This window comes from Rhizobium sp. Root1334, from assembly GCF_001426665.1.
Classification (GTDB): domain Bacteria; phylum Pseudomonadota; class Alphaproteobacteria; order Rhizobiales; family Rhizobiaceae; genus Pararhizobium.
In genome coordinates, this window is record NZ_LMEY01000012.1 from 121,565 (window position 1) to 148,561 (window position 26,997).

Genomic DNA, 26,997 nt, shown 5'->3' on the forward strand with positions numbered 1-26,997 from the left:
CTTTATCCGTCGCCTTCCGGTGTCTTCGTCCTGGATGATCCGGGCGTCAGATCGCCGATGAAATCGCCGATGCCGGGGCGTTTCAGCGCCCGGAACGGCATCGGCCGGCACAGGTCCATCGCGGCAATGCCGATGCGCGCGGTCATCAAGCCGTTGATGACGCCTTCACCAAGCCGCGCCGATAGTTTCGAGGCAAGGCCATGGCCAAGCACTTGTTGAATGAGGCTGTCTCCGGCGGCAATCGATCCGGTGACCGCCAGATGAGCAATGACGTCGCGCATCAGCCGCAACAGCCCCAGTGTACCCGGCCGGCCGCCATAGAGGTCGGCCATTGCCCGGATCAACCGCGCCGACTCATAAATCACATAGCCGAGGTCGACGAGGGCGCGCGGGCTGACGGCGGTGACGATCGAAACGCGCTTGGAGGCATTGAGGATCAGGCCTCGGGCTTCGCGATCAAGCGGCGTCAGCAGCTCGCGCTCGGTCAGATCAAGCAGGTGAGGACCGTCGATAATCTCCGTTTCGGTTTCCTTCAACCGAAGCCGGCCCCGCGCCGTCTGCGGCTTGCTGGCCAGCAGATGGACGAGATGGGCCATGACCTGCCGCGCCGGTTTTGCCGTTTGAGACAAGCTGGCATCGATTGTTTCCTGTTTCAGGGCCTGTACGGCATTCAGCCGCATCAGGCCCGACAATTCGCGGGCGATGATAACCAGGAAGGCGATCAAGCCGATGGCGGCAGCGGCGATGGCGAGATAACCGAGCCAATCCGACCGGGTGAAGAGATCGCGTATAAGGCTATCGACCCAGAGGCCGACGGCCAGCGATACGAGAACGCCTGCAGCGCCGACCGCAAGCTTGGCAAAGGAGAAGCGGCGCTTGCGCGGTGCCGCCTCCGGCGTGTCGGGCAAAGCGGTCGTCGTCGCCGCGAACGGATCATCCGCGTCCGCCGTCATGACGATCTTGTCGTCGAAACTGGCCGGTGGACGTCTCGTCGGAGCCTGCTTTTCGGCAGAGGTGGGATCATTGCTGATCGTGAACACAGCGGGCTTGCGCTGCGGAAACTTGGGTGTGTCGCTCATGCCAGCCGGTCTCCGAACAGGAACTGCATGGCCCGGTCGAGCCGGATGTGCGGGACGGACAGTTTCAGGCCGCCGCCGGTCTCCTCGATATGCGGTGGCCGGAAGCGGACGAAGCTCAGCTCGGGTACCAGGCTTTCTTCCGGCTTTGCCTCAAGATCTTGAAAAAGCTCATCAGGATTCTTCGGTAAGTCACCGGTAAATATAGCTGTTTTCCGTTCTCCATCGAAGGTTTCGCCATTGATTTTTTCGCCGGCGATCGGTGTACCCACGATGACTGGTAGCGTGTGCCCGTCATGCTCGACGGTCGCCTCGCGGGTCGCCCTGACAGAGGCAATGGCCATGACTTCAAGGCCTGCTCCACTCATGCCGATGCGCTCGACGGCGCGCCGGACAAGGCGCTCGGTGATCCGCTCGAGCCGGTCGTGGCTCTCATGGTGCAGATGGTCAGCCTTGGTGGCGGCGATCAGCACCTTGTCGATCCGCTTTGTGAGGAAGGACGACAGGAAGGAATTGGTTCCGGGCTGGAAGCTCGCCAAAACGTCGGCCAGCGCGCTTTCCAGATCCTGCAGCGATTCCGGGCCGCGATTGATCGCCTGCAGGGCGTCGATCAGCACGATCTGCCGGTCGAGCCTGGCGAAGTGCTCGCGAAAGAACGGTTTGACCACATGGGTCTTGTAGGCCTCGTAACGCCGCTCCATCATCGCCCAGAGAGAGCCTTTTGGCGCACGGCCTTCGGGTAGGGATGGTAGCGGCGAGAAGGTCAAGGCTGGTGAGCCTTCGAGATCGCCGGGCATCAGGAACCGGCCGGGTGGCAGGGTAGATAGGGAACGTTCGTCCGACTTGCAGGCCTGGAGATAGCGGGTGAAGACTTCTGCGAGTGCGCGCGCATCCGTCTCGGAGGCGGCGGCGGTCACATCCAGCGACGAGGCCAGCGACAGCCAGGCCGCTGACAGTTCTGCGCGAACACCGGTTCGGGCGCGATCTGCCGTGTGTCGGCTGAATGTGCGAAAATCCTGGGTGAGCAAGGGGAGGTCGAGCAGCCATTCGCCGGGATAGTCGACGATGTCGATCGACAGCCTGCCGGGTGAAAAGACCCGGTTCCAGCCGCTGGCGCTCTCATAATCAAGCGTGATGCGCAATTGCGAGATCGCCCGTGTCGAATCCGGCCACAGCCGGTCGCGAACAAGTGCTGCAATATGGTCTTCGTACTGGAAGCGCGGCACCGCATCATCCGGCTGCGGCTCCAGCCGGATTTTCGAGACACGTCCGGAGCGGACGGCTTCGAAGACCGGCAAGCGGCCGCCATTCAAAAGATTGTGGACCAACGACGAGATGAACACGGTCTTGCCCGCCCGGGAAAGACCGGTAACGCCAAGGCGCAAGGTTGGATTGACAAAACCCGATGCGCGGTCGGTCAACGTGTCGAGCGCAAGTTTTGCGTCGTCTGTGAAGCGGGTCATGAATGGCGGCAAGATTTCGGGCCTCGGATATACGTGCGATATGGCTTTCCTGCCATGTCTGTCGTTTGCGATATAGTGCGCCGGGGTGGTCGAATAAAGGTTGCAACAGGCGGGTGGTGCGCAGAGTTCACCGGCTATGAGTGTCCGGATCTAACCATGCGGCTAATATCCCAAGCGGTAGCCTGGTATCGGAGGGGCGCACCTCGAAGTCGATGACAGCAAGCGCACCTGCAGGATAGCCGGCCGGGGCAGCTTTGGTTGCGGCCTCTTCGCCGAGAACCTCATTCAGGATCTCCTCGATCACCGGATTATGCCCAACCACCATCAGCGCTGAAAGGGCCGGGGCCTGGCTGCTGATAATGTCGCGATAGACATTCGCTCCGCCGGCATAGAGCCCGTCGATATAGCGGATCTCGAGGTCTTCTGACATTGCGCGCCGGAGAGCATCCGCCGTCTGGCGGCAGCGCACGGCGGTTGAGCAAAGAACAATATCTGGCCTTAGGTCCTGATCTGCCGCCATGTCTGCGAGGACTTCGGCATCGGCAAAGCCCGCATCGTCCAGCGTCCTGTCGAAATCCTTCTGGCCCGGGAGGGCCCACGCGGCCTTGGCGTGCCGGAGAAGGAGGAGACGGAAAACCGGGGCAGACGCAGCGGGCATGGTAAATTTCCTGGAAATGGCATCGCCACCCGAACCATCAATCCCGGTAGCGGCATCGATGGTTCGGCTTTGTATGCGTTTTGTCCGCCGGGACTGCCGAAAGATCAAGCCGTGACGCCCCGTTTTCCAAAAGGGCCTCGTCCAGGATTGGATTGATCGGTTCGAGCGGGAGTACAGCGAAGGGGGCTGGCGCAAATGAGGAAGAGAAAACTCTGCCTATTTGTTGTGCTGCGGAGAACTCGAAAAAAGCCGGATCCGAACCTTTGCTCCGCCCAAGTTGCAGTTTTGGTCACAGATGCTGAACATCGTGCGCAAGACAATTTCGAGAAAAATCCCAAATCTGTAATTTTGATGAAATATTAGCCTGTTAGCCTGTCAAGTAAGCAAGGCTTAAAAAACGGTGGGCTGTTTTTCAAAGACTTGAAACGGCGCGTGCATGGGTCTATACACCGCCGCACATGAGATGTTCTTCAGGAGAATCGCGTTGAGTGAGAAGATCGATCTTAGTTCCTTTGTCTTGTCTGAGACCGAGGAATTCATGAATACCAACCAGCGTGCATATTTTAGAGCAAAGCTGAACGCCTGGAAAAATGATATCCTCCGCGAGGCCCGGGAAACACTCGGACACCTGGCTGAGGAAAGTGCAAACCACCCTGATCTTGCAGACAGAGCATCATCGGAAACCGACCGGGCCATCGAGCTTCGCGCACGGGACCGGCAGCGCAAGTTGATCTCCAAGATCGATGCGGCCCTTCAGAGAATTGATGAGGGTACGTACGGATACTGCGAAGAAACCGGTGAACCGATCGGGCTGAAGCGTCTTGACGCAAGGCCGATTGCAACCTTGTCGATCGAGGCTCAGGAGCGTCACGAGCGGCGGGAAAAAGTCTACCGCGACGAGTAATCTTTTCAGTCACAAACATAAAAACGGCGCGAGATGATCGCGCCGTTTTTGCTTTGTGGCCATTGTCATTTGTGCTTGAGCCGAATGCCTGCAGCAGGTCGGTTCAGTTTTTGCGGTTTGCGGCAATCTCGTTCAGCATCCGGTTCATCTCGTCCTCAAGCGAAGGCTCTGTGCGGCCGCCCTGCGCCGGGCCAAGGCGTGGTTCCTGACGGATTGCCGGGTTGGGCGTAGCGGCGTACGCACGCGTTTCGCTATCGACGCGGACGGGGTCGGCGGTCAGCTTGCCAAGGTCACCGGTGATCTGGGCATCGAGAATACGTTCAAACTCGAGGGCGCTTGCGTCCTTCTGTGCTTGAGTATCTGGCAGGCTTTGCACGGCTTGTACTTGCGTTGCAGGGGTAACTGCAAGGGCAGGCGTCTGGGGCAAGGGCCGCTCTGTGGTGACGGATTGATTGGCTGCCAGCACCCGCGAACGCGCAGCATCCAGGATATCCTCCGGAGACCTGGCAGTCTCGATTGCGACAGGCGGCGGCGTGTTCGACGCGACGGGTTGCGGGCGAATTTGAGCCTGGGCTGGAATGGCCCGATCAAGAGGAGTCTGGCGTGGCGCGATGCTATCGGTTCGGGTTTGCACCGGCTGGACGGTTCTGGCCGGTGGCGTAGCAGCATCGGCGCTTTCACCATACAGAACTTGGCCCATGGCTGACACCGGTGCCGATTTGACCTCGGCCTGCGGGGTAGGGGCGAGGCGGCGTTCCGTGACGGGACGCTCTGCTGGTGGGCGCTCGGTGAGTGAGCGCTCTGCCGCTGGGCGTGCGGCAATGGCTGCATCGGCTGGTGGCTGTGCGATAGCAGCCTGCATCTGTGGCTGGGCGGTCGATGCAATGCGGCTTTCGATGACCACATCGGTCGGTCCGCCGATCATGATCAGGTGCTCGACATCATCGCGGCGCACCAGCACCAACCGTCTGCGTGTATCGATTGCCGCTGCATCGAGAACCGCCAGCCGCGGCTGCCGGTTCTTGCCGCCACGGATGAAAGGCGAGGAGGGTCTGTTGCGCATGAACCGCAGCACGGCGACCAGGCAAAGCAGGCCGAGAGCAACAGCGCCCGCTGCAATAATGAAACGGGTACCGTTGTTGCCAACGATATCTTCGATCATATGCTGTACTCCTTCGTAAACCCGCGCCTTATGCCGAATTGACGGCTTTTTTCCGGTCGCAACAAACAGTGCCCGTCATTGTCGTAGCGCCAATGTAGCGCTGTTTCCAGCTTCGGCGAGGTTTTGCAGGACATTCCCTGTGAATTGACCGCAATGCCTTTCATAGAGATGCTTTCTGCTCTTCCCTGCGGCTGTTAAAGATGATTCTTGCTTGGTGTTTCGCGGGCCCGCCGGCGCGGGTGCAGATTTGCCCCGGCTACCGTTGAGACGAGCATGAAGACCAAACCCGCACGCTCATACCGGACGTGCATGGCACGGTTGAAAAACGAGGGCCTTATGACGAAATTGCGGCAGGCAGGTGACTATCACATGCCGATTGTAGACCGTGGGACGCGGCCGGGAACGGTGCTGCGGATCATTCTGCTCGCCATCGTGCTGACAGCGTCCGCTGTCGCTTTCGTCCTCTTTAAGGATCAACTGGAAAACCAGATTGTCCTCGGTATTCTCGGCGTGCTGGCCATGGTCGGCATCTTCTTCCTGGTCTCGTCGGTCATCGGCTTTATCGAGGTGATGCCGCAATCGCGCCCGGACGAGTTGGCGCGCGCCTTCCTTGACGGTCATCAGGACGGCACGCTGGTGACCGACCGCAAGGGCCGGATCATCTACGCCAATGCGGCTTATGGTGCGCTGACCGGCGCCACCAAGGCCACCGAAATCCAGTCGCTGGAAACGATCCTGTCGCGCAACCGCGAGGCGACGGAAGCGATCTACCGGCTCACCAACGGTCTGCACGAGGGCAAGGCCGGCCATGAGGAGTTCCGGCTTTTGAAGCCGTTGCGCTCGGGCGGCGGTTCGGCAGGTTCCGGCGCCCATTGGTTCCGTTTGAAGGCACGCGTCCTGCCGCTCGAGGACGGTGGCCACAACCCGTTCTATATCTGGCAGATTTCCGACATCACCTCCGAGCGCGATGACCAGGAGCGCTTCTTCAAGGAACTGCAGAATGCGATCGATTATCTCGATCACGCGCCGGCCGGTTTCTTTTCGGCAGGCAAGAAGGGCGAGATTTTTTACGTCAATGCGACGCTTGCCGATTGGCTTGGTCTGGATCTGACCAAGTTCCAGCCGGGATCGATGACGATCGCCGATCTCGTCGCAGGCGAGGGGCTGGCATTGGTCCAGTCCGTGCAGGCCGAGCCCGGCCTGAAAAAGACCAAGACGCTCGATCTCGATCTGCGCAAGGTCAATGGCCAGAGCTTTGCCGTGCGCATGGTGCACCGGGTTTCCTCTGCCCGCGATGGTGCTCCCGGCGAAAGCCGCACGATCGTTCTTGCCCGCTCCAACGACGATGAAAGCGATCAATCGGCCTCGATCGCGGCGATGCGATTTACCCGCTTCTTCAACAATACGCCGATGGCGATCGCCTCCGTTGATGGCGACGGCCGGATTCTGCGTACCAACGCGCCGTTCCTCAAACTGTTCTCCGCCGTCGTTTCGCAGGATGACATGGAACATGGCGCGCTGCTGGAGGCTTTCGTTCACGGGACCGACCAGACGCGGCTGCGCGATGCGCTGGATGCTGCCAAGGACCGGCAGGGCGATATCGCGCCGATCGATTCGCTTCACCCGACCGACGAGGCGCGGCATTTCCGCTTCTATGTAAACGCGGTCATCGACCAGAGCGATCAGGCGCCGGAAGAGGCCGCGATCGTCTACGCGGTCGAGATTACCGAGCAGAAAGCGCTCGAAACCCAGATGGCGCAGACGCAGAAGATGAATGCTGTCGGCACGCTGGCGGGCGGTATTGCGCATGACTTCAACAACGTATTGACGGCGATCCTGCTGTCGTCCGACCATCTGCTTTTGTCGGCAAGACCAGCGGATGCGAGTTTCGCCGATTTGATGGAGATCAAGCGCAACGCCAACCGGGCTGCCGTGCTGGTGCGTCAGTTGCTTGCGTTCTCGCGCAAGCAGACGATGCGGCCGACCGTGCTGTCGATGACCGATGTCGTTGGCGACTTGCGCATGCTGGTCGACCGGATGACAGGAACCAATGTCAAGCTTGAGGTTGACTACGGCCGCGACCTCTGGCCGGTGCGCACCGATCTTGGCCAGTTCGAGCAGGTTGTGCTCAATCTCGCGGTCAACGCGCGTGACGCCATGCCCAATGGCGGCGTCATCACGCTGCGCACCCGCAATCTGCCCGCAGCCGAAGTTGCAGCGCTTAATCTGCGCGAGCTTCCGGAAGACGACTACGTGATGGTTGAAGTGGCGGATCAGGGGACCGGCATCCCCCCGGAAATCCTCGACAAGATTTTCGAACCTTTCTTCACCACCAAGGAAGTCGGCAAAGGGACCGGGCTTGGACTATCGATGGTCTATGGCATCATCAAGCAGTCCGGCGGCTACATCTATCCCGAATCCGAGGTCGGCAAGGGAACGACGTTCCGTATCCTGCTGCCGCGCTATATCGAAGAGCCGGCATTGCCGGGCGAAGCCGGCGAGGCGCAGGCCGCCGCAGCGCTCGCTGCAAAGGCCCCCGCCAAACCGGAACCGACGGACCTGACCGGAAATTCGGCGGTGGTTCTTCTGGTGGAAGACGAAGAGGCCGTGCGCCGCGGTGGCAAGCGCATGCTGGAAACGCGCGGCTATACCGTTCATGAGGCCGGCTCCGGCGTCGAGGCGCTCGAAGTCATGGAAGAGCTGAACGGTGCTGTCGATATCGTCGTATCCGATGTCGTCATGCCGGAAATGGATGGGCCGACGCTGCTGCGTGAAATCCGCAAGACCTATCCGGACCTCAAGTTCATCTTCGTCTCCGGTTATGCGGAAGATGCCTTTGCCAGAAACCTGCCGGCCGACGCCAAGTTTGGTTTTCTGTCCAAACCCTTCTCGTTGAAGCAGCTTGCTGTTGCTGTCCGGGAAATGCTTGACAGCTGATCTGTAACCGCTGGCCATAGATAGATAGCAGATCAGGCACTTTCGAGCTCGGAATGCTGCCACAAACCGGCCGGGCGGCCGCCGCGTTAACCGTCCGCCGAGATAATTTTGGCGGGTCTTCCGCTGTCCTAAAAAGGCCTGTTTCGCGATTGCATCTACGGGTGTCCCGCGCTGCGCTCATCGTTCGAAGGGGTTCGCCCTCTGGTTCAAGCGTAGCGTTCAATCTCCCGATTTTGCGAGCGCACGAATGAATTCAAAGCTAAGGATTGCAGTTCTTTTTGGTGGCCGTTCTGCCGAACATGATGTTTCGATTCTGTCGGCACGCAACGTATTCAAGGCGCTCGACACTGAAAAATACGATGTCGTGCCCATTCTGATCGACCATCAGGGAAAATGGCTCCTGCATGAGTTGCTCGACAGGGGCTTGCCCCATCCGCTCCCCACAGTGAACACGCAGGTTTGCCTTTTGCCCGGCGGCCGTGGTCGGCTTTTCGCCGTTCCCGAAGCTGGAAGTATCCGTGAACTGCCACCGGTCGATATCCTGTTTCCGGTTTTGCATGGGCCGCATGGCGAAGATGGCTCAGTGCAGGGGCTTGCCGAGGTCGCGATGGTGCCGTTTGCCGGCTGCGGCATTCTGGGATCGGCGACTGCAATCGACAAGGATGTGGCCAAGCGCCTGTTAAGCGAAGCGGGATTGCCGGTGGCGCGTTCACTGACGTTCCACCGGGGCGACGCACCCTCTTTCGATGAAGTCGTTGCAGCGCTAGGGCCGACGGTTTTCGTCAAGCCCGCCCGGCAGGGGTCGTCGGTGGGTGTCAGCAAGGCTCGAACGCAAGACGATTTCCGGACAGCACTCGCGGAAGGCTTCCGCCACGATCAGAAAATCCTCGTCGAGGAGTTCATTCAGGGGCGGGAGATCGAATTTAGTGTTCTTGAGCAAGTTGACGGCACGCTGATCGCCTCGCTTCCAGGAGAAATCATCCCCGCCGGCGGCCATGGCTTTTATAGCTACGATGCCAAATACATCGACCCCGACGGTGCCATTCTCAGTATTCCGGCTCTGTTGCCGGACGAAATCGCTGAAAAGCTGAGATCAATGGCGCAAGACGCTTTCAGGGCGCTTGGCTGTGACGGCATGGCCCGTGTCGATTTTTTCGTGCGGGCGGATATGAGTGCTGTCATCAACGAGGTCAACACTATCCCCGGTTTTACCGATATCAGCATGTATGCCAAGGCTTTGGCCGCAAGCGGAATTGCCTATGCCGAAATCATCGACCGGCTGATCGCGCACGGGCTGGCTCGGGCAGGGCGGCAGGGCTGACGCATCGGGGGCCGGTAGCCAGCCCCCGATTTTTCCGATGATCGATTTGACTCAGACCAGTGCGACGGCAATCTCGGCTGCAAGCCGGGCATTGTTTTCGACCAGCGCGATATTGGTCTCGAGGCTGCGGCCGTCGGTCAGGCCGAAAATGCTGTCGAGCAGGTAAGGCGTGACCTTCTTGCCGGAAATCTCGTCGCGCTCGGCATTGTCGAGCGCCCGGGTGATGTAGATTTCCATCTCGTCGCGCGGGATTTCGCTGGCCTCCGGCACCGGGTTGGCAATCAGCATGCCGCCGTCGACGCCGAGCAGGTCGCGCATTTTCTGGAAATTGGCAATCGCGGCCGGGCTGTTGAGCATCAACGGGCTTTTCAGGCCACTATCGCGCGACCAGAAAGCCGGGAAGATTTCGCTGTCATAGGTGACCACCGGAACCCCGCGTGTTTCCAGAACTTCCAGCGTCTTTGGAATATCGAGGATGGCTTTTGCGCCGGCGCAGACGACGATGACGCCAGTGTGGGCGAGCTCATCGAGGTCGGCAGAAATGTCAAAGCTCTCTTCGGCCTTGCGATGCACACCGCCGATGCCACCGGTGGCAAAAACGCGGATACCGGCACGGGCAGCCGCGATCATTGTCGCGGCAACGGTGGTGGCACCGGTGCGGCGCTCGGCGATCGCAAAGGCGAGATCGGCGCGCGACAGTTTCATCGCCCCTTCCGTCTGTGCCAAAGCCTCCAGTTGTGCATCTTCAAGGCCGATATGCAGGACGCCGTCGATGACCGCGATCGTGGCCGGTACGGCGCCTTCCTCGCGGATGATCGCCTCGACGCTGCGGGCCATGTTGAGGTTGCCGGGGAAGGGCATGCCATGGGTGATGATGGTCGATTCCAGGGCGACGATGGCTGCGCCGCGGGCCTTGGCGGCCGCGACTTCGCTGGAATATTCCATCGGAAGCAGGGGGGAGAAGGGCTTGGTCATCGCAGATCCTTTTTGGCGTTTTAAGGCGCGTTCATGACAGGATTTCGGCTGGTGGCACAAGCCGAATCGCTTCATCGAGCATCGGCCGCGACATTTTTTCCGATACGGCAAGCGGCGAACGCACGGTGATACCGGCGGCGGCAACACCGGAGCGAAGGCATATGTCGAGCGCTTTGCCTTCGACATAGGCCGACAGGAAACCGGCCGCAAGCGAATCGCCGGCGCCCGTGACGTCGGCAAGTGCATCAAGTTGTGGTGGTGCCACCGTCACCGTTCGCCCGTCCTGAAAGGCAATCGCGGGCTTGCCGCCACGAGTGATGACGCCGCCGGACAGGCCGGCCGCCTGGAGCATAATGGGCCATTCCGCCGCCGCCTCACTATCGCGGCCCGTCAACGCACGCGCCTCTGCCTCGTTCATGAAGAGAAAGTTGAGCCCTGGCAGGCTTTTCACCAGCCGCGTCACTTTCGCCGGCGAAATGGCGATGGCGGCGACCGGTTTTGATTCGGTATTCGCACGGGCAACCAGAGCGGTCAGCGTCTCCTCGGGGAGGTTCGCATCTGTGACGATCAGATCGCTCGACGAAATAATCTCGCGCATGGCTTTCTGCTGCAATCGCCTTGGAGAAAACAGCCGGTAAAGCTCCATGTCGGCAAGCGCGATCACGAGATTACCGTCGTTCTCCAGAATAGCCGTGTAGCTTGGCGTCTTGCGGTCAAGGAAGATGAACGGGCAATCGATAACTCCGGCTTCGTTCGCTGCCCGGGCGACCATTTCGCCAACGGCATCGCCGCCGCGCGGGCTGATCATACGTACGTCAAGTCCAAGCCGCGCAAGGTTGCGGGCGGCATTGAACCCGCCGCCGCCGGCCTCTTCGAACCAGCTGCCGGGATTGCTTGATCCCGGCACGGTAGTGCCGAAAATACGAGCCCGGCGATCGATATGCGCGCCGCCAAAGATGGAAACTTGTCTGCCTGTCATGCGTTTTCCTGTGTGCCGCTCCTAAGCGATTCGGTGGGCTGCGAGGTTGATATGTCTTTAGTTTCAGTTATTTCTGCAGAATACGAAATTCCCGGAACAAGAAAAGAACATGCATCCATTTATGTTGTCGATTCAAGTCGATAGATAACTCTTGCGAAATGAGAACAAAAAGTGTACATAGCTTTCATCGGCAGCTTCATTGCCTCGGCAGGCTCCATAACCTAAAGGTGGATCACATGGCACAAAACTCTTTGCGGCTTGTAGAGGACAAATCGGTGGATAAAAGCAAGGCACTTGAAGCGGCACTCTCCCAGATCGAACGCTCGTTCGGCAAGGGATCGATCATGAAGCTCGGTGGAAAAGACAGCATAGTCGAAATCGAAACCGTTTCGACGGGCTCGCTGAGCCTCGATATTGCGCTTGGTATCGGCGGACTGCCCAAGGGGCGCGTCATCGAAATCTACGGACCGGAAAGCTCGGGCAAGACGACGCTGGCACTGCAGACGATTGCTGAAGCCCAGAAGAAGGGCGGCATTTGCGCCTTTGTCGATGCCGAACATGCGCTCGATCCGGTCTATGCCCGCAAGCTTGGCGTCGATCTCGAAAATCTTTTGATCTCGCAACCGGATACCGGTGAGCAGGCTCTGGAAATCACCGATACACTGGTGCGTTCCGGCGCCATCGACGTTCTCGTCGTCGATTCGGTCGCAGCCCTTGTACCGCGCGCTGAAATCGAAGGTGAAATGGGCGACAGCCTGCCGGGTCTGCAGGCCCGTCTGATGAGCCAGGCGCTGCGCAAGCTGACCGCGTCGATCTCGAAGTCGAACTGCATGGTCATCTTCATCAACCAGATCCGCATGAAGATCGGCGTGATGTTCGGTTCGCCTGAAACGACGACAGGTGGTAACGCCCTGAAGTTTTATGCCTCCGTTCGCCTCGACATCCGCCGCATCGGCGCCGTCAAGGAGCGTGAGGAAGTCATCGGCAACCAGACGCGCGTCAAGGTCGTCAAGAACAAGATGGCGCCGCCCTTCAAGCAGGTCGAATTCGACATCATGTATGGTGAGGGCGTGTCCAAGACCGGTGAACTGGTCGATCTCGGCGTCAAGGCCGGCATCGTCGAGAAGTCGGGTGCGTGGTTCTCCTATAATAGCCAGCGGCTTGGTCAGGGCCGCGAGAACGCCAAGTCGTTCCTGCGTGACAATCCGGATACGGCAAGGGAGATCGAACTGTCGCTGCGCCAGAATGCCGGCCTGATCGCCGAAAAATTCCTGGAAAATGGTGGCCCCGAAGCCGGTGACGACGACGATGATGCCGCTCTGGCATAAGATTACCTGATTTCGACTTGATGTTGGCCGGCCGCTCCTTAATCCGAGCGGCCGGTTTTCTTTTGCCGTCTGGACAGGGATTGGCCCGGACGATAAAAGCCTGTGTTCCAATGGGGCGGGAGAGGGTCGGCGGATGTCCGGTGATCCGCGATTTTCAAAAGTTTTCCGGTTCGCGGCTCAGTCAGGCAGGCTGCGGACGGTCCGATGCAAGAGATAAGGGCGCAATATGAGCGGCGTGAATGAAATCCGGTCGACGTTCCTCGACTACTTCAAGAAGAACGGCCATGAGGTTGTATCGTCGAGCCCGCTGGTTCCGCGCAACGATCCGACCCTGATGTTCACCAATGCCGGCATGGTTCAGTTCAAGAACGTTTTCACCGGTCTGGAGCAGCGCCCCTATTCGACGGCTGCGACCGCGCAGAAATGCGTGCGCGCCGGGGGCAAGCATAATGACCTCGACAATGTCGGCTATACCGCGCGCCACCACACCTTCTTCGAAATGCTCGGTAATTTTTCCTTCGGCGATTATTTCAAGGAGCGGGCGATCGAGCTTGCCTGGAACCTGATCACCAAGGATTTCGGCATCGATGCCAAGCGGCTTTTGGTCACCGTTTACCACACCGATGACGAGGCTTTTGGCCTGTGGAAGAAGATTGCCGGCCTGACTGACGACCGGATCATCCGGATCCCGACCAGCGACAATTTCTGGGCGATGGGCGATACCGGCCCCTGCGGGCCATGTTCCGAGATCTTCTACGATCACGGCGATCATATCTGGGGTGGACCTCCCGGTTCCAAGGATGAAGACGGCGACCGGTTCATCGAAATCTGGAACCTTGTCTTCATGCAGTACGAGCAAGTGACGAAGGAAGAACGGGTCGATCTGCCGCGTCCGTCGATCGACACCGGCATGGGCCTCGAGCGCGTTGCTGCTCTGTTGCAGGGCAAGCATGACAATTATGATATCGACCTGTTCCGCGCCTTGATCGCTGCCTCGGAAGAGGCGACCGGCGTCAAGGCTGAAGGCGACCGCCGCGCCAGCCACCGCGTCATCGCCGACCATCTGCGGGCGTCCGCATTCCTGATCGCCGATGGCGTTCTGCCGTCGAACGAAGGCCGTGGCTATGTGCTGCGCCGGATCATGCGCCGTGCCATGCGCCACGCCCAGTTGCTGGGTGCCCGTGACCCGTTGATGTGGCGGCTGCTGCCGGCGCTGATCGGCCAGATGGGCCGTGCTTACCCGGAACTCGTTCGGGCGGAATCCCTGATTTCGGAAACCTTGAAGCTGGAAGAGACCCGGTTCCGCAAGACGCTGGAACGCGGCCTCGGCCTGTTGTCGGATGCCACGCTCGATCTTGCCGAGGGCGACCAGCTGAACGGCGAGACGGCCTTCAAGCTCTACGATACGTACGGCTTCCCGCTTGACCTGACGCAGGATGCCTTGCGTAGCCGGGGTATCGGCGTCGATACCGAGGCGTTCACGGCGGCCATGGAGCGCCAGAAGGCTGAAGCCCGTGCGTCCTGGTCCGGCTCCGGTGACAAGGCAACGGAAACGATCTGGTACGAGCTGAAGGAAAAGCTCGGTGCCACAGAGTTCCTCGGTTACGACACCGAGACGGCAGAAGGTGTCGTCCAGGCGATCGTGCGCGATGGCAAGGCGATCGACACCGCCTCGAAAGGCGATACGGTCCAGCTGGTTCTCAACCAGACACCATTCTACGGCGAATCCGGCGGCCAGATGGGCGATACCGGCGTAATCTCCACCGATCATGCAAAGCTGACGGTCACCGACGTGCAGAAGCGCGGCGAGGGCCTGTTCGTGCATTCCTGCGTCGTTGAAGACGGCACGGTCAAGGTTGGTGACGCAGCGGCACTGAACGTCGACCACGCCCGCCGTTCGCGCCTGCGCGCCAACCATTCGGCCACTCATCTGCTGCATGAAGCGCTGCGCGAAGTGCTTGGCACCCATGTGGCGCAGAAGGGCTCGCTGGTTGCGCCGGAGCGCCTGCGCTTCGACGTTTCGCATCCGAAGCCGATGACGGCCGAAGAGCTGAAGATCGTCGAGGACATGGCCAACGAGATCATCGTGCAGAACGCGCCAGTCACGACGCGGCTGATGAGCGTCGATGATGCGATTGCCGAAGGCGCGATGGCGCTGTTCGGCGAAAAATACGGCGATGAAGTGCGTGTCGTGTCGATGGGGCAGGGCATTCATGGCGCCAAGGCCAACCGTCCTTACTCGGTTGAACTCTGCGGCGGCACCCATGTCGGCGCCACCGGCGAGATCGGCCTTGTGCGCATCGTCGGCGAAAGTGCCGTTGGTTCCGGTGTTCGCCGTCTGGAAGCCCTGACCGGCGTATCGGCGCTGGCTTACCTCAACGAGCAGGACGAGCGGGTCAAGACACTGGCAACAACGCTGAAGGTTCAGCCTGCAGACGTTCTGACCCGCGTTGAAACGCTGATGGACGAGCGCCGCAAGCTGGAGCGCGAACTGAACGAGGCCAAGAAGAAGCTGGCGCTCGGCGGTGGCGATGCCGGTGGTTCTGCCGATCAGGTGCAGGATATCGGCGGCGTCAAGTTCCTTGGAAAGGTTGTTACCGGTGTCGAGCCGAAGGACCTGAAGAGCCTTGCCGACGATGGCAAGACGAGCCTCGGTTCTGGTGTTGTTACCTTCGTTGGCGTCTCTGCGGATGGCAAGGCAAGCGCCGTAGTGGCCGTAACCGACGATCTGACGTCGCGTTTCAGCGCCGTCGACCTCGTTCGGATTGCCTCGGCAGCGCTCGGCGGCAAGGGTGGTGGCGGCCGCGCCGACATGGCGCAGGCCGGCGGTCCGGATGGTGACAAAGCTGCGGAAGCGATCGCGTCGGTGAGCGCCGCACTCGCCGGATAATCCAGTTTCCGTCTCATTGCTTATATTTGAAAACCGGGCTGAATGGCCCGGTTTTTCTTTGGCCAATTGCTTTTCCCGTGTTGAAATCGGTGCAGCCAACTTCGCAGGATTTGTCAAATCTGGATGTGGTTCTGTCCGTTTGTTCGGCTTGTATGAGGATCGGCATGAAGGAAGACAGCATCTGGGCGGTTTACGAACAGCGTTTGCGGCGCGTATCGGCCTATATTTACGATCACCTGGACGAAGAGCTCGATCTTGATCGGCTCTCGGATATTGCCTGCATGTCGCCGCATCACTGGCACCGGGTCTACCGGGCCGTGCACGGCGAAACGCTGGCAACGACCGTCAAGCGGCTGAGACTGCATCGGGCGGCGGGTGATCTGGTGCAGACGAGCCTTTCTGTCGAGGAAATCGCAAGACGGACCGGCTATCCCAATCTCCAATCCTTCACCCGGATTTTCAAATCGGTGTTCGGCATGCCGCCGGCCCGGTACCGGAGAGAGGGCAGCCATACTGTCTTTCAATCGGCAAACGGCAAAGGATTTGGCGAAATGTACAATGTGACGATGAAAACGATTGCCCCGCGTGAGCTCACCGGGGTCAGCCATACCGGTTCCTATATGGGTATCGGCCGTGCTTTCGAAACGCTCGGCGGCACGCTGCAGGCACGCAAGCTTTACCGGCAGGACATGAAGATGGTCGGCATCTATCTGGATGATCCGGATCTGGTGGCGGAGGATAAGCTGCGCTCCTTTGCCTGTGTAACAGAAGGGCAGCACGTTCCGGCTGATGAGCCGCTGGTGCGAAAGCATCTGGAGGGTGGCGAGTATGCGGTGTTGCGGCACAAGGGGCCGTATGCCGATATGCACAAGGCCTATCAGTGGCTGTATGGCGAATGGCTGCCATCATCGGGCCGGGAGGTCCGCGATACGGTGAGGTTCGAGGAATACATCAACAATCCCCGGGATGCTGCTCCGAAAGAGCTGTTGACGGACATCTATCTGCCCGTGAAGTAAATTGTCGTGGATACCCGGTGGAAATTCGCTGCCGGGTATCGTTTTTCCATAAGCCGGCTAATGGATTAATTGTAGACGTTGCTTGATTCCATCAAGGCGTGCTGAAAAGCCCCCAATGCTGCAGGCCTTCCAGCACGCCATCGGCAAATTTTCCGCTGCTGCCATAGATATCCGGGCGGTCTCCGGCGATGGATTTCAGCTCATCCAAGGCGTTACCCACCACGATGCCGCGAGCACCGAGAAGCGCAAACATGCTGCGGTCATTGTCGGTATCGCCAGCCACCACCACGTCTTCATGCGACAACCCGAGCTGGCGGCATAGCCAGGAGAGGGCGGCGCCCTTGTCAACACCGTCAGGCAGGATGTCGAGGTCTCGTTTGCTGGAGTAGACCAGGCGGGCGGCAATTCCGGCGCCTGCCAGTTTTTCCTCTATGCTGGCCAAGGTCGCAGCATCGGCATCGTGCAGATACCAGCTGGATTTCTGGGCGTGCTGATACATGTCCGGCTGGAAGATGATGTCCGGAACACTGGATAACGCCCTGTTGATCCGTTCATGGTCAAACCCGGCGCCGATGGCGCGCGAATAAAGCGCCGCATGAGATGGTTCTTTCGCGTTGTCCAGCATCGTTCCCACTCCGCCGATATAGATATCGGGCCGTGGCAATGCCGTGGTGGCGACAAACGCTTTTTGATCGTCGATCAGCCGGCCGCTGTTGAACACCAGTAGTGGCCGTTTGTCTGGCGCAAGACCAAGCCAGGCATCGCGAAATCGCGCTTCAGCCTCTCTGTTTCCTGCCAACGTGCCATCGATGTCGCTGCAGAACAGCCGAATCGGCCTCAATCTCCGTCCGTCCATGGTTCCGCCCATTCATTATCATCCATTGCCTGCGGCATCGGCCGTCCCTCGACGACACCGATGAGCTGCTGGGCAATGCCGGTCCAGGTAAACAGGCTGCGTGCCTTGTGGGCGCCCATGCGCGACAAACGGCCGTAGAGCCGCTCGTGTTTCAGCGGCTTCATCATCGTGATGCCAAGATCGTATTTGTCGAACGGATCGGCAAACAACGCATGCCGGCCATAGCTGACGGCGCGGAACAATCCGCCATGAACCGTAATGATGGTCGGGGTGCCGCTGGCCATCGCCTCGATCGCAGTCATGCCGAAGGGTTCGTAACGGCTGGATAGGACGAAGATATCGGCGGCACGGTAAAAGTCGGGCAGATCGTCATCAGCGACGAAACCGGAAAACACCACCTTGCCGTCCAGTCCAAGGGCTGCCACGCGTTGCTTCAATTCATCAAGAATACCCGCCTCCTGCGGGTCCATGTTTTCGCCGCCGACTGCCAGATGCAGGCGCGCTTCCGGCTCGCGCTCGGCCAGCACGGAAAAACCGTCGATCAGAAGATCATACCCCTTGTTCGTGGCCAGGCGGCCCATGGCCATCACCACCTTGCCTTCGAAGCCGAACCGCTGGCGGGCCATTTCGCGCGTTGCCCTGGAAACGGGAAAGAAGCGGTTGTCATCATAGCCGGGCGGAATCATATGCACACGGTCGCGCGGCAGATTGTAGTCGTTGACCAGCATCTCTACCTGGATCGGCGTCGTGGCGATCACCATGCTGCAGGAGCGATAGATGATCAGTTCATGCTTGATGCGCTCGGAAAAATTGAATTCCTTGTCGAACTCCGCCGCCTTGTCCGGATAGTCCGTCTCCATCTGGCGCTTCTTCCACAGGCCAAGCGAATGCGGCGTGTGGATATGGGTGACACCGAGCGCTTCGGACATGCGCTGGCCGGCGATACCCGCGTCCCAATAGTGGCTGTTGATCAGCGTATAGGTGAAATCGTTCCTGCGAACGAAACGGACGGCATTTTCGCACCATTCCATCAGGTGTTTGTAGAGATATTCCTTCGGTATGAAATCGTTGCCGCCGCAGGGGATGCGGATTACCCGCACACGCTCGTCAACTTCGTCAAACTCCGGTTGGTCCTCGAACCGGCGTGTATAGATGTCGACCTCATGGCCGAGCAGCGCCAGCTTGCGGGCGAGTTCGATGACATAGACCACCTGACCGCCGGTATCGGCGGCACCCAGCGGCGGTTCGGCGGCGACATAGCCATGAGTTGATACCAGGGCAATGCGGGGAAGGTGGCTATGGGGTTTGTCGGAGGAACTGTTCATTGATCTGCGGTCACAATCTTTTGGAAGGAGGGTGCGTGCAGTGCAGCATGCGGAAGGGCTCACTTCGCGAACGGTTCGCTGACGAAAAGGTTCCAATAAAAAACCCGGCACATGGCCGGGTTTCTCAGTTCATTCCAGTGTGGCTTGATCAGGCAACCATTGCCTTCTTCAGGTTCTCGTCGATCTTGTCGAGGAAGCCGGTGGTCGAGAGCCACGGCTGGTCTGGGCCGATCAGCAGCGCCAGATCCTTGGTCATGAAGCCGCTCTCGACGGTGTCAACGCAGACTTTTTCCAGAGTGTCAGCAAAGCGGGCGAGTTCCGCGTTGTTGTCGAGCTTGGCGCGGTGAGCAAGGCCACGGGTCCAGGCGAAGATCGAGGCGATCGAGTTGGTCGATGTTTCCTCGCCCTTCTGGTGCTGGCGGTAGTGACGGGTCACCGTGCCGTGGGCGGCTTCGGCTTCGACCGTCTGGCCATCCGGCGTCATCAGAACCGAGGTCATCAGGCCGAGAGAGCCAAAACCCTGTGCGACGATGTCGGACTGAACGTCGCCGTCATAGTTCTTGCAGGCCCAGACGTAACCGCCGGACCACTTGAGCGCCGAAGCGACCATGTCGTCGATCAGGCGATGTTCGTACCAGATCTTGGCTTCCTTGAACTTGTCGGCGAATTCGGCGTCGAAGACAGCCTGGAAGATATCCTTGAAGCGGCCGTCATAGACCTTGAGGATAGTGTTCTTGGTCGAGAGATAGACCGGAACGCCGCGCTGCAGGCCGTAGTTCAGCGATGCGCGGGCGAAATCAGTGATTGATTCGTCAAGGTTGTACATGCCCATGGCAACGCCGGCTGCCGGGGCGTCATAGACTTCGTGCTCGATTTCGGTGCCGTCCTCGCCGACGAACTTCATCGTCAGCTTGCCCTTGCCGGGGAACTTGAAGTCGGTGGCGCGGTACTGGTCGCCGAAGGCGTGACGGCCGACGATGATCGGCTTGGTCCAGCCCGGAACAAGGCGCGGGACGTTCTTGCAGATGATCGGCTCGCGGAAGATAACGCCGCCCAGGATGTTGCGGATCGTGCCGTTCGGCGACTTCCACATCTTCTTCAGGCCGAATTCCTCGACGCGGGCTTCGTCCGGGGTGATCGTTGCACACTTGACACCGACACCGTGCTTCTTGATGGCATTGGCGCTATCGATCGTCACCTGATCGTTGGTCGCATCGCGGTTTTCCATGCCAAGGTCGTAGTATTCCAGATCGATATCCAGGTACGGATGGATCAGCTTTTCCTTGATGAACTGCCAGATGATGCGGGTCATTTCATCGCCGTCGAGCTCGACGACTGGATTGGCGACCTTGATCTTTGTCATGTTGCAAACCTCTGCATGGGGTTGGATGGAAACGGGTTGGCGCCCCTATAGCATCCAGTTCACCACAGGCAAAGACATACACGCGTGATTCCGCGTGCGTTTCCTTCCGATTGCAAAACCTGTGTTCAATGGCCGCGGATAGCGCGCGGGAAATCCGCGGCGCGGGGCTTTGCATAACATCTTTCCTCGCGAACAAGGATGCTTTCCGCATCGAGCGCGGCAATGGGCGTATGCCGGTCGGTTGGCACCAGGCCATCAAGCTGCAGGGCGAGATAGCGGCCGCAGCAAACCCGCAGGAAGGATGTGAAGTTTTCCGGTGGATGGCCTTCGCCGAGCGATTCGATATAGAGCCGCCCGATCAGGCGGCCGACCGACATGCCGTCGCGGTCGCCGATATCGTCGAGGATGGACCAGAAGAAGCTTTCAAGCCGGATGCTTGTCGCCACGCCATCGATCCGCACCGAGCGGGTCACACTTTGCCAGAGCGCCGGGTCGGCGCCGATGAATAGTCTGCACATCCGTTCCTCCCAGAACTCCGGCTTGAAATGTTCACCCTTCGATGCGGTTTGGCAAGACCGATGTCAGGCAGCCGAGCGCGTCAATGGCGTATTGTGGCGAATCTCGGTTCCCAGAACAGTCAGGAACTGACCGATCCAGGCCGGATGCGCGGGCCAGGCGGGTGCCGATACCAGATTACCGTCAGTCACAGCCTGATCGACCGGGATTTCGGCATAATGACCACCGGCAAGCTCAACGTCGAAACGGCAGGCGGGGTAGGCGGAGCATGTCCGGCCCTTCAGCACGCCTGCGGCCGACAGCAATTGTGCGCCATGGCAAATGGCAGCCACTGGCTTGTTCGCCTCGAAGAAGTGGCGGACCATGGCGATGACGTTCGCATCGAGCCGCAGATATTCCGGCGCCCGGCCACCGGGAATGACCAGCGCGTCGTAGCTCTCGACCTTGGTGTCGGCAAAGGTCGCGTTCAGGGTAAAATTGTGACCACGCTTTTCCGAGTAGGTCTGATCACCTTCGAAGTCATGGATGGCCGTGGCAATCTGCTGGCCCGCCGTCTTGCCCGGGCAGATGGCATGAACCGTATGGCCAACGGCGAGCAACGCCTGGAATGGCACCATCGTCTCGTAGTCCTCTGTGAAATCGCCGCAGATCATTAGAATTTTCTTGCCGCCCATCGTATCCTCCATCGGGTTGCTGACGATGTCAGGATGCCACGGCCGGTCTCTGGCAAGGTATTAGCCTGATACTACATTGACCAACCCCTGACGATGATTGGTACACCGCATCATTGCGGCCTCGCGTGTCGAAGCGAATTTGATTATGAGCAGACGCAAATTCTCTGGCGCCGGAGCGCCGGTCGCGCATCTGAAATGTCGTGCATCTGAGATCAGGAGATGATGGATGAAACGGTTCGCACTTGTTGTTCTGGCTTGCTGCACGTTTTCGGCTGCGCACGCAGGCGACCCCGCAGCGCCGGTCAATGAAATCATGCAGGAAGCCGTCAAGGGCTGGGCGGAGGAGGCACAGCCGGGCGAGGATTATTTTTCCGAGGCGCGTCTTGGCCGTATCTACAGCCAGGATTTCGTCAAGGCCTATCGCGAGGCGGCAAAATTCCCGGCCTATGACGAAGGCGATTCGCCGTTTGATTATGATGTGATCGTCAGTGGTCAGGACAGCTGCTCGATCAAGGATCTGTTGGTCGTTGCCGGCCCGGAGACGGACGGCAAGAGCGATGTCACGGTCACCTTCGACAATACCCATTGTTTTGGTGAGCGCGCAGCCGACTGGAAGCCGAGCGAACTGCATTTCATGGTGATCGAGGAAGGCGGCAAGGCCGTCATTGACGACATCATCCGCGCCGGTGAAACTGGCTCGCTCAAGAGCGAGTTGCAGGCGATTGCCAGCCAGGGCGCCAGCACGCCAGAATAGACCGTTGTGGGCTGCGGCTTTCAAAATCCGCGCATCTGTGCAAGGAAGCGCTGAAATCCAGACGCAAAACAGAGACGAAAGTACCGGAATGGCAGGAACCAACAGCGAGCGCGTGCTTCTGACCGAAGGACCAGCAATCATTCTGGTGCATCCGCAGCTTGGCGAGAACATCGGCATGGTGGCGCGTGCCATGGCCAATTTCGGGCTTTCGGAACTGCGTCTGGTCAGTCCGCGCGATGGCTGGCCGAGCGAAAAGGCACGTTCTGCGGCGAGCCGGGCCGATCATGTCATCGATGCGGCCAAGGTCTATGACACGCTGCCGGAAGCAATTGCCGACCTCAACTTCGTCTACGCGACGACGGCTCGCGACCGCTACGGCTACAAGCCGGTGCGCTCGCCGCTGATTGCCGCCGAGACGCTGCGCAGCCGTTTCAATATGGGCGAGGCGACCGGCATCCTGTTCGGGCGCGAACGTACCGGTCTTACCAATGAAGAAGTGGCGCTCGCCGACGAGATCGTCACGTTTCCGGTCAATCCGGCCTTCGCCTCGCTTAACCTGGCGCAAGCCGTGCTCCTGATGTCCTATGAATGGCTGAAGACATCGATGGAATCGCGGGAGGAAACCTCGTTCCAGGCGCTGTCGCAGAACCCGGCAACCAAGGAACAGTTGCAGGGCATGTTCGATCATGTCGAGGAGGCGCTGGAGGCGCGCGGCTACTTCCGGCCCGTCGCCAAAAAGCCGAAATTGGTCGACAATTTGCGCGCGGTCCTGACCCGCCCCGGCTTTACCGAATCCGAAATCCGGCTGGTGCGCGGCATCATCTCATCGCTCGATCGTTTCACCCGCGAGGCGCCGCGCGGTGCCGGAGCGCCGGAAAATTCGCGTGCCAAGAAAGTTGACGATGCCGGTGACGACAGCTGAGCTGAAGCCCATCCTCGTTTTCGACAGCGGTATCGGCGGGCTGACCGTGCTGCGCGAAGCCCGCGTGCTGATGCCGGAGCGGCATTTTATCTATGTCGCTGACGATGCGGGCTTTCCTTATGGCGGCTGGGGAGAGGAGGCGCTGAAGGAGCGCGTCATCTCGCTGTTTGGCAGATTGCTGGCTGAGCACGATCCTGAAATCTGCGTCATCGCCTGTAATACCGCGTTCACGCTGGTTGGCGCCGATCTGCGCGCAGCGTTTCCTCAGATGCGCTTCGTCGGCACGGTACCGGCGATCAAGCCTGCGGCGGAGCGGACGCGCTCCGGCCTCGTTTCGGTGCTGGCGACGCCAGGAACCGTCAAGCGTGCCTATACCCGCGATCTGATCCAGTCTTTCGCTACGCAATGTCATGTCCGGCTCGTCGGTTCGGAAAATCTGGCCCGCATGGCGGAGGCCTATATTCGTGGCGAGGCAATCGATGACGCTGCGGTTCTCTCCGAAATCGAGCAGTGTTTTGTCGAGAAAGATGGTCGCAAGACCGATATCGTCGTGCTGGCCTGCACGCATTATCCGTTCATGGCCAACGTTTTCCGCCGCCTGGCCCCTTGGCCGGTGGACTGGCTCGACCCGGCCGAGGCGATTGCCCGGCGGGCGCGCAGTCTTGTGCCGCTGCCGGATGGTTTTGAGCCCTTGAACGGCATTGATCCCGCGATCTTCACCTCCGGACACCCGGATTTCACCACGCGCCGCCTGCTGCAGGGGTTTGGGCTGACGGTGTCGCAGGCCGGTTGACGGGATGGAAATCGTACCGATTACGCCTGCGTTCGATGGTTTCGATGCTTTGCGGGAGGCCAGCATCGGCGAGGGACATCGTATGCTTGTCCGGTTGCAGGAAAACTGGATTTCCGGCCTGAACCGGTTTGAGCGTCCAGGCGAAATCCTTGCCGGTGCCATTGTGGATGGCACGCTTGCCGGCGTTTGCGGCCGCAACATCGATCCGTTCGCGGGCAATGCCGCCGCTGGCCGCGTTCGCCATCTCTATGTGGCGCCGGATCATCGGGGCAGGGATATCGGCAGCCAGCTGGTTCGCTTCATTGTCCGTGACGCAGCCGATTTCTTCCGCTTTTTGAACACAAGGGCACCGTCGCAAGCGTTCGCATTCTACGAGCGCCTTGGGTTTTCACCGGTTCTGGAAAACAGCACAGTCACGCACAGGCTTTATTTCTGAAGATGTGGCCGTCTTAGCTGTGGGTTTTGCTGCGATTGCCGCGCAAAACATGGGCTTTAATGATACGGGTCAACGCTTGCGGGTTCGTGGCGGCGCATCCGACATGGCAATTTAAACGAGGTGGATATGAAAGTCGGCATCGACATGGGGACGGCGTCGGACGGCGCATCCGTTCCGCTCGATATCGAGGAGCTTCTCGCTACGCGTCTTCTGGTGCAGGGTAATTCCGGCTCCGGAAAGTCGCACTTGTTGCGCCGTCTGCTCGAACAGTCCGCCCCGTGGGTGCAGCAATGCATCATCGATCCAGAAGGCGATTTCGTCACGCTGGCCGACAAGTTCGGCCATGTGGTGATCGAAGGCGAGCGGACCGAGGCCGAACTGATCGGTATTGCCAGCCGTATCCGCCAGCATCGCGTTTCCTGTGTTCTGTCGCTGGAGGGGCTGGATATCGAGCAGCAGATGCGCAGCGCCGGTATCTTTCTCAATGCGATGTTCGATGCCGATCGTGACTACTGGTATCCGGTGCTGGTCGTTGTCGATGAGGCGCAGATGTTTGCGCCATCGGTCGCCGGTGACGTCTCCGAAGAGGCGCGAAAAGTCTCATTGGGCGCGATGACCAACCTGATGTGCCGTGGCCGTAAACGTGGACTGGCGGGCGTCATCGCCACGCAGAGGCTGGCAAAGCTTGCCAAGAACGTTGCAGCCGAAGCGTCCAACTTCCTGATGGGCCGCACGTTTCTCGATATCGATATGGCCCGTGCCGCCGATCTGCTCGGCATGGATCGGCGCACGGCGGAAATGTTCCGCGACCTGAAGCGCGGTTCGTTCGTAGCGCTCGGCCCGGCTTTGTCGCGCCGTCCGCTGCCGGTGACCATCGGTCATGTCGAAACCTCGGCCCGCTCGACCAGCCCCAAGCTGACGCCGCTGCCGGAAGCCGTCGCTGATGTCGAGGACCTGATCTTCACGCCGGATCCGGAAGAACTCATCCGCCCGATCATGCGGCGGCCCGGCGCCCAGCCGCGCCCCGCCACCGATATTCTCGCCGAGCTCTCACGGCCACGCCCCGAGCCAATCGGCCTTTCGGAGCCGAAAGCGCCGGTGCCGGAAATGCCGGTTCAGGAGCGCGAAGCGCTGCTCGACGGTCTGCTTGCAGAGATACTGGAGCATCCCGAGGCAGCGTTCCGCGCCGATGCCGAACTGTTTCAGGATTTCCTCGTGCGCTGCCGTATCCGTCGTGTGCCCGGCGCACCGCTGTCGCTCAGCGCCTTCCGCCGCAAGATGGCCGTTGCGCGCTCCGGCGTCGATGCCGAGACGGCCGCGACCGACATCTGGGCGTCGGCTTTGAGCCTGTCGCGCAATGTCACCGATGATCTGCAGGGCGTGTTCCTGCTTGTGGCGCAGTCCGCCGTGCGTAATCTGGCATGCCCCTCGGATGCAATGATCGCGCGCGCCTATGGCACGCACTCGGCCCGCCGCGCCCGCCGCCTGCTCGGTTACTTCGAGGAGCAAGGCCTGATCGTGGTTCACAGCGATCTTTCCGGCAAGCGGATCGTGGCGTTTCCGGACCTGCAGGTGGAGACAGCGCCGGGTGCTGCCGATGCTGTCTATGATGACGCCGGAAACCGCAGTGCTGCGGAATAGACGTGGATCCCACTTTGGGGCGTATCAGATCCAGGTCTGGATGACGCGCTCTGAGGCGTGAATGCAGGTGAGTTCCAGCCTGTCCGGCCCGGTATTGACGAAACGATGCGGCGTCTGAGCCGTGACCACGATGATATCGCCCACAGCCGCGTCGAGTGTTTCGAGCCCGACCGTGAATTGCGCGTGGCCGGACCGGACGATCCAGGTTTCGCTATAGGGATGGGTGTGCAGGGCAGGCCCTTGGCCAGGTTCGTTGTCGACCAGAAAAATGGAAATCGGCGTGTCGTACTCAGCGCCCTCGAACAGGACAGTTCTGTTTGACCGCTGATCCTGATTGGTGCGGGGAATGACATGATACATGCAGGCCTCCATTAGTATCTGGTGAATGGACGAAAGGCGATATATCTTCTTGCGAAGATAATTACCCAAAACTATCTTCTCGTCAAGATAGTTTGTTTTTGGAAAGGCACGGCATGGCGCAAAGCATTGAAAAGGCGGATCACGTGGATCGGTTGCGCGGCCAGTGGGACAGGGAATTGCCGGATCTCGATACCGAACCGATGGCCATACTCGGTCGGGCCTACCGGCTCGCCAATCTGGTGCGTCCGTCGATTGAGGCAACATTTGCGTTCTTCGGCCTCGACCGTGGTGAGTTCGATGTCATCTCGACGCTGCGGCGGTCAGGGCCGCCTTACCGGCTAACGCCGACGGAACTCTATACGTCCCTGATGATCTCTTCCGGCGGGCTGACGCACCGGCTGGACCGGCTGAAGAAGTCGGGACTGATCATACGCGAGCGTTCGCAAGAGGATGGGCGCAGCACGGCCGTTGGCCTGACAGACGAAGGTATACGGCTTGCCGAGGCTGCGTTTCGCGTCGATATGGCCAGCGAAGCATCCTATTTGACGGATCTGAGTGGAGAGGAGCGAACGGAGCTGGCGGGGTTGCTGCGCAAGTTGCTGGGCTCCTTGGAGCGGCGGGTGGAAGGTGATAAGAGTTAGATTGCAG

Annotated in this window: 24 protein-coding genes; 12 read left to right on the top strand and 12 right to left on the bottom strand. The window is 59.8% G+C overall.

The window, feature by feature from the left end; genetic code table 11:
- Window positions 1-2: 2 nt before the first annotated feature.
- The 3 genes from ASD36_RS14630 to ASD36_RS14640 all read right to left on the bottom strand — a co-directional run bounded on the left by ASD36_RS14630 (window position 3) and on the right by ASD36_RS14640 (window position 3,197).
- Window positions 3-1,079 carry a TIGR01620 family protein gene (locus ASD36_RS14630; RefSeq protein WP_060505550.1) on the bottom strand — a complete coding sequence of 359 codons (1,077 nt, stop codon included), beginning with the start codon at window positions 1,077-1,079 and terminating at the stop codon, window positions 3-5.
- Window positions 1,076-2,551: a YcjX family protein gene (locus ASD36_RS14635; protein WP_060505549.1), complete on the bottom strand. Its 1,476-nt coding sequence runs from the start codon at window positions 2,549-2,551 to the stop codon at window positions 1,076-1,078. Before ASD36_RS14635 ends, ASD36_RS14630 begins: the two co-directional genes overlap by 4 nt.
- A gap of 115 nt (window positions 2,552-2,666) precedes the next feature.
- Window positions 2,667-3,197 (bottom strand): histidine phosphatase family protein, encoded by a 531-nt coding sequence (locus tag ASD36_RS14640; RefSeq protein ID WP_060505648.1) that lies wholly within the window; start codon window positions 3,195-3,197, stop codon window positions 2,667-2,669.
- 484 nt (window positions 3,198-3,681) lie between these two features.
- On the opposite strand from ASD36_RS14640, the gene dksA reads away from it, so the two are divergent.
- On the top strand, window positions 3,682-4,101 hold the full coding sequence (dksA, locus tag ASD36_RS14645; RefSeq protein WP_037096519.1) for an RNA polymerase-binding protein DksA: 420 nt from the start codon (window positions 3,682-3,684) through the stop codon (window positions 4,099-4,101).
- Between the two features lie 103 nt (window positions 4,102-4,204).
- Here the strand turns inward: dksA and ASD36_RS14650 are convergent, their stop codons facing one another.
- Window positions 4,205-5,263: a flagellar biosynthetic protein FliO gene (locus ASD36_RS14650; RefSeq protein ID WP_060505548.1), complete on the bottom strand. Its 1,059-nt coding sequence runs from the start codon at window positions 5,261-5,263 to the stop codon at window positions 4,205-4,207.
- Window positions 5,264-5,599: 336 nt separating this feature from the next.
- On the opposite strand from ASD36_RS14650, the gene ASD36_RS14655 reads away from it, so the two are divergent.
- Both ASD36_RS14655 and ASD36_RS14660 read left to right on the top strand, forming a co-directional pair.
- Complete coding sequence (locus tag ASD36_RS14655; protein WP_060505647.1) at window positions 5,600-8,200, top strand: PAS domain-containing sensor histidine kinase; 2,601 nt, start codon at window positions 5,600-5,602, stop codon at window positions 8,198-8,200.
- A 247-nt stretch (window positions 8,201-8,447) separates the two neighbouring features.
- Window positions 8,448-9,521: a D-alanine--D-alanine ligase family protein gene (locus ASD36_RS14660; RefSeq protein ID WP_060505547.1), complete on the top strand. Its 1,074-nt coding sequence runs from the start codon at window positions 8,448-8,450 to the stop codon at window positions 9,519-9,521.
- 51 nt (window positions 9,522-9,572) lie between these two features.
- On the opposite strand, the gene ASD36_RS14665 is transcribed toward ASD36_RS14660, so the two are convergent.
- Window positions 9,573-10,496: a pseudouridine-5'-phosphate glycosidase gene (locus ASD36_RS14665; protein WP_060505546.1), complete on the bottom strand. Its 924-nt coding sequence runs from the start codon at window positions 10,494-10,496 to the stop codon at window positions 9,573-9,575.
- 31 nt (window positions 10,497-10,527) lie between these two features.
- Complete coding sequence (locus tag ASD36_RS14670) at window positions 10,528-11,475, bottom strand: carbohydrate kinase family protein (protein ID WP_060505545.1); 948 nt, start codon at window positions 11,473-11,475, stop codon at window positions 10,528-10,530.
- Window positions 11,476-11,711: 236 nt separating this feature from the next.
- On the opposite strand from ASD36_RS14670, the gene recA reads away from it, so the two are divergent.
- From recA to ASD36_RS14685, 3 genes are all read left to right on the top strand, one after another.
- The gene (gene recA, locus ASD36_RS14675) at window positions 11,712-12,803 is read left to right on the top strand and encodes a recombinase RecA (RefSeq protein WP_060505544.1); all 1,092 of its coding nucleotides are present in this window, start codon (window positions 11,712-11,714) and stop codon (window positions 12,801-12,803) included.
- A 226-nt stretch (window positions 12,804-13,029) separates the two neighbouring features.
- The gene (gene alaS / locus ASD36_RS14680) at window positions 13,030-15,693 is read left to right on the top strand and encodes an alanine--tRNA ligase (RefSeq protein WP_060505543.1); all 2,664 of its coding nucleotides are present in this window, start codon (window positions 13,030-13,032) and stop codon (window positions 15,691-15,693) included.
- Window positions 15,694-15,857: 164 nt separating this feature from the next.
- Window positions 15,858-16,709, top strand: coding sequence for an AraC family transcriptional regulator (locus ASD36_RS14685; RefSeq protein ID WP_060505542.1), 852 nt, complete (start codon window positions 15,858-15,860; stop codon window positions 16,707-16,709).
- A gap of 91 nt (window positions 16,710-16,800) precedes the next feature.
- Here ASD36_RS14685 and ASD36_RS14690 read toward each other — a convergent pair whose 3' ends face one another.
- The 5 genes from ASD36_RS14690 to ASD36_RS14710 all read right to left on the bottom strand — a co-directional run bounded on the left by ASD36_RS14690 (window position 16,801) and on the right by ASD36_RS14710 (window position 21,443).
- Complete coding sequence (locus ASD36_RS14690) at window positions 16,801-17,577, bottom strand: HAD-IIB family hydrolase (protein ID WP_082512237.1); 777 nt, start codon at window positions 17,575-17,577, stop codon at window positions 16,801-16,803.
- Window positions 17,547-18,890: a glycosyltransferase family 1 protein gene (locus ASD36_RS14695; RefSeq protein ID WP_060505540.1), complete on the bottom strand. Its 1,344-nt coding sequence runs from the start codon at window positions 18,888-18,890 to the stop codon at window positions 17,547-17,549. The genes ASD36_RS14690 and ASD36_RS14695 overlap by 31 nt, the downstream gene beginning before the upstream one ends.
- Window positions 18,891-19,038: 148 nt before the next feature.
- The gene (locus ASD36_RS14700) at window positions 19,039-20,253 is read right to left on the bottom strand and encodes an NADP-dependent isocitrate dehydrogenase (protein ID WP_060505539.1); all 1,215 of its coding nucleotides are present in this window, start codon (window positions 20,251-20,253) and stop codon (window positions 19,039-19,041) included.
- 125 nt (window positions 20,254-20,378) lie between these two features.
- Window positions 20,379-20,771 carry a ribbon-helix-helix domain-containing protein gene (locus ASD36_RS14705; RefSeq protein ID WP_060505538.1) on the bottom strand — a complete coding sequence of 131 codons (393 nt, stop codon included), beginning with the start codon at window positions 20,769-20,771 and terminating at the stop codon, window positions 20,379-20,381.
- A gap of 63 nt (window positions 20,772-20,834) precedes the next feature.
- Window positions 20,835-21,443, bottom strand: a complete 609-nt coding sequence (locus ASD36_RS14710; RefSeq protein WP_060505537.1) for a DJ-1/PfpI family protein — start codon at window positions 21,441-21,443, stop codon at window positions 20,835-20,837.
- 226 nt (window positions 21,444-21,669) lie between these two features.
- On the opposite strand from ASD36_RS14710, the gene ASD36_RS14715 reads away from it, so the two are divergent.
- The 5 genes from ASD36_RS14715 (at window position 21,670) to ASD36_RS14735 (ending at window position 25,989) form a co-directional block, all read left to right on the top strand.
- Complete coding sequence (locus ASD36_RS14715) at window positions 21,670-22,197, top strand: hypothetical protein (RefSeq protein ID WP_060505536.1); 528 nt, start codon at window positions 21,670-21,672, stop codon at window positions 22,195-22,197.
- Between the two features lie 88 nt (window positions 22,198-22,285).
- Window positions 22,286-23,119 (top strand): RNA methyltransferase, encoded by an 834-nt coding sequence (locus ASD36_RS14720; RefSeq protein ID WP_037095636.1) that lies wholly within the window; start codon window positions 22,286-22,288, stop codon window positions 23,117-23,119.
- Window positions 23,106-23,912, top strand: a complete 807-nt coding sequence (gene murI, locus ASD36_RS14725; protein ID WP_112834688.1) for a glutamate racemase — start codon at window positions 23,106-23,108, stop codon at window positions 23,910-23,912. Before ASD36_RS14720 ends, murI begins: the two co-directional genes overlap by 14 nt.
- 4 nt (window positions 23,913-23,916) lie before the next feature.
- Window positions 23,917-24,348 (top strand): GNAT family N-acetyltransferase, encoded by a 432-nt coding sequence (locus ASD36_RS14730; protein ID WP_060511014.1) that lies wholly within the window; start codon window positions 23,917-23,919, stop codon window positions 24,346-24,348.
- Window positions 24,349-24,474: 126 nt separating this feature from the next.
- Entirely contained in the window at window positions 24,475-25,989 is a 1,515-nt protein-coding gene (locus ASD36_RS14735; RefSeq protein WP_060505533.1) for an ATP-binding protein, read from the top strand.
- A 24-nt stretch (window positions 25,990-26,013) separates the two neighbouring features.
- Here ASD36_RS14735 and ASD36_RS14740 read toward each other — a convergent pair whose 3' ends face one another.
- On the bottom strand, window positions 26,014-26,349 hold the full coding sequence (locus ASD36_RS14740; protein WP_112834668.1) for a cupin domain-containing protein: 336 nt from the start codon (window positions 26,347-26,349) through the stop codon (window positions 26,014-26,016).
- Between the two features lie 113 nt (window positions 26,350-26,462).
- Here ASD36_RS14740 and ASD36_RS14745 point away from each other — a divergent pair, with 113 nt between their 5' ends.
- Entirely contained in the window at window positions 26,463-26,990 is a 528-nt protein-coding gene (locus tag ASD36_RS14745) for a MarR family transcriptional regulator (protein ID WP_060505531.1), read from the top strand.
- The last annotated feature ends 7 nt before the right edge of the window (window positions 26,991-26,997 follow it).

Coding starts and splice junctions, on each gene's coding strand:
- ASD36_RS14630 (WP_060505550.1), bottom strand. CDS start 1,079: ATGAGCGACACACCCAAGTTTCCGCAGCGCAAGCCCGCTGTGTTCACG.
- ASD36_RS14640 (WP_060505648.1), bottom strand. CDS start 3,197: ATGCCCGCTGCGTCTGCCCCGGTTTTCCGTCTCCTCCTTCTCCGGCAC.
- ASD36_RS14650 (WP_060505548.1), bottom strand. CDS start 5,263: ATGATCGAAGATATCGTTGGCAACAACGGTACCCGTTTCATTATTGCA.
- ASD36_RS14655 (WP_060505647.1), top strand. CDS start 5,600: ATGACGAAATTGCGGCAGGCAGGTGACTATCACATGCCGATTGTAGAC.
- ASD36_RS14660 (WP_060505547.1), top strand. CDS start 8,448: ATGAATTCAAAGCTAAGGATTGCAGTTCTTTTTGGTGGCCGTTCTGCC.
- ASD36_RS14665 (WP_060505546.1), bottom strand. CDS start 10,496: ATGACCAAGCCCTTCTCCCCCCTGCTTCCGATGGAATATTCCAGCGAA.
- ASD36_RS14670 (WP_060505545.1), bottom strand. CDS start 11,475: ATGACAGGCAGACAAGTTTCCATCTTTGGCGGCGCGCATATCGATCGC.
- recA (WP_060505544.1), top strand. CDS start 11,712: ATGGCACAAAACTCTTTGCGGCTTGTAGAGGACAAATCGGTGGATAAA.
- alaS (WP_060505543.1), top strand. CDS start 13,030: ATGAGCGGCGTGAATGAAATCCGGTCGACGTTCCTCGACTACTTCAAG.
- ASD36_RS14685 (WP_060505542.1), top strand. CDS start 15,858: ATGAAGGAAGACAGCATCTGGGCGGTTTACGAACAGCGTTTGCGGCGC.
- ASD36_RS14690 (WP_082512237.1), bottom strand. CDS start 17,577: ATGGGCGGAACCATGGACGGACGGAGATTGAGGCCGATTCGGCTGTTC.
- ASD36_RS14695 (WP_060505540.1), bottom strand. CDS start 18,890: ATGAACAGTTCCTCCGACAAACCCCATAGCCACCTTCCCCGCATTGCC.
- ASD36_RS14700 (WP_060505539.1), bottom strand. CDS start 20,253: ATGACAAAGATCAAGGTCGCCAATCCAGTCGTCGAGCTCGACGGCGAT.
- ASD36_RS14705 (WP_060505538.1), bottom strand. CDS start 20,771: ATGTGCAGACTATTCATCGGCGCCGACCCGGCGCTCTGGCAAAGTGTG.
- ASD36_RS14710 (WP_060505537.1), bottom strand. CDS start 21,443: ATGGGCGGCAAGAAAATTCTAATGATCTGCGGCGATTTCACAGAGGAC.
- ASD36_RS14715 (WP_060505536.1), top strand. CDS start 21,670: ATGAAACGGTTCGCACTTGTTGTTCTGGCTTGCTGCACGTTTTCGGCT.
- ASD36_RS14720 (WP_037095636.1), top strand. CDS start 22,286: ATGGCAGGAACCAACAGCGAGCGCGTGCTTCTGACCGAAGGACCAGCA.
- ASD36_RS14730 (WP_060511014.1), top strand. CDS start 23,917: ATGGAAATCGTACCGATTACGCCTGCGTTCGATGGTTTCGATGCTTTG.
- ASD36_RS14735 (WP_060505533.1), top strand. CDS start 24,475: ATGAAAGTCGGCATCGACATGGGGACGGCGTCGGACGGCGCATCCGTT.
- ASD36_RS14740 (WP_112834668.1), bottom strand. CDS start 26,349: ATGTATCATGTCATTCCCCGCACCAATCAGGATCAGCGGTCAAACAGA.
- ASD36_RS14745 (WP_060505531.1), top strand. CDS start 26,463: ATGGCGCAAAGCATTGAAAAGGCGGATCACGTGGATCGGTTGCGCGGC.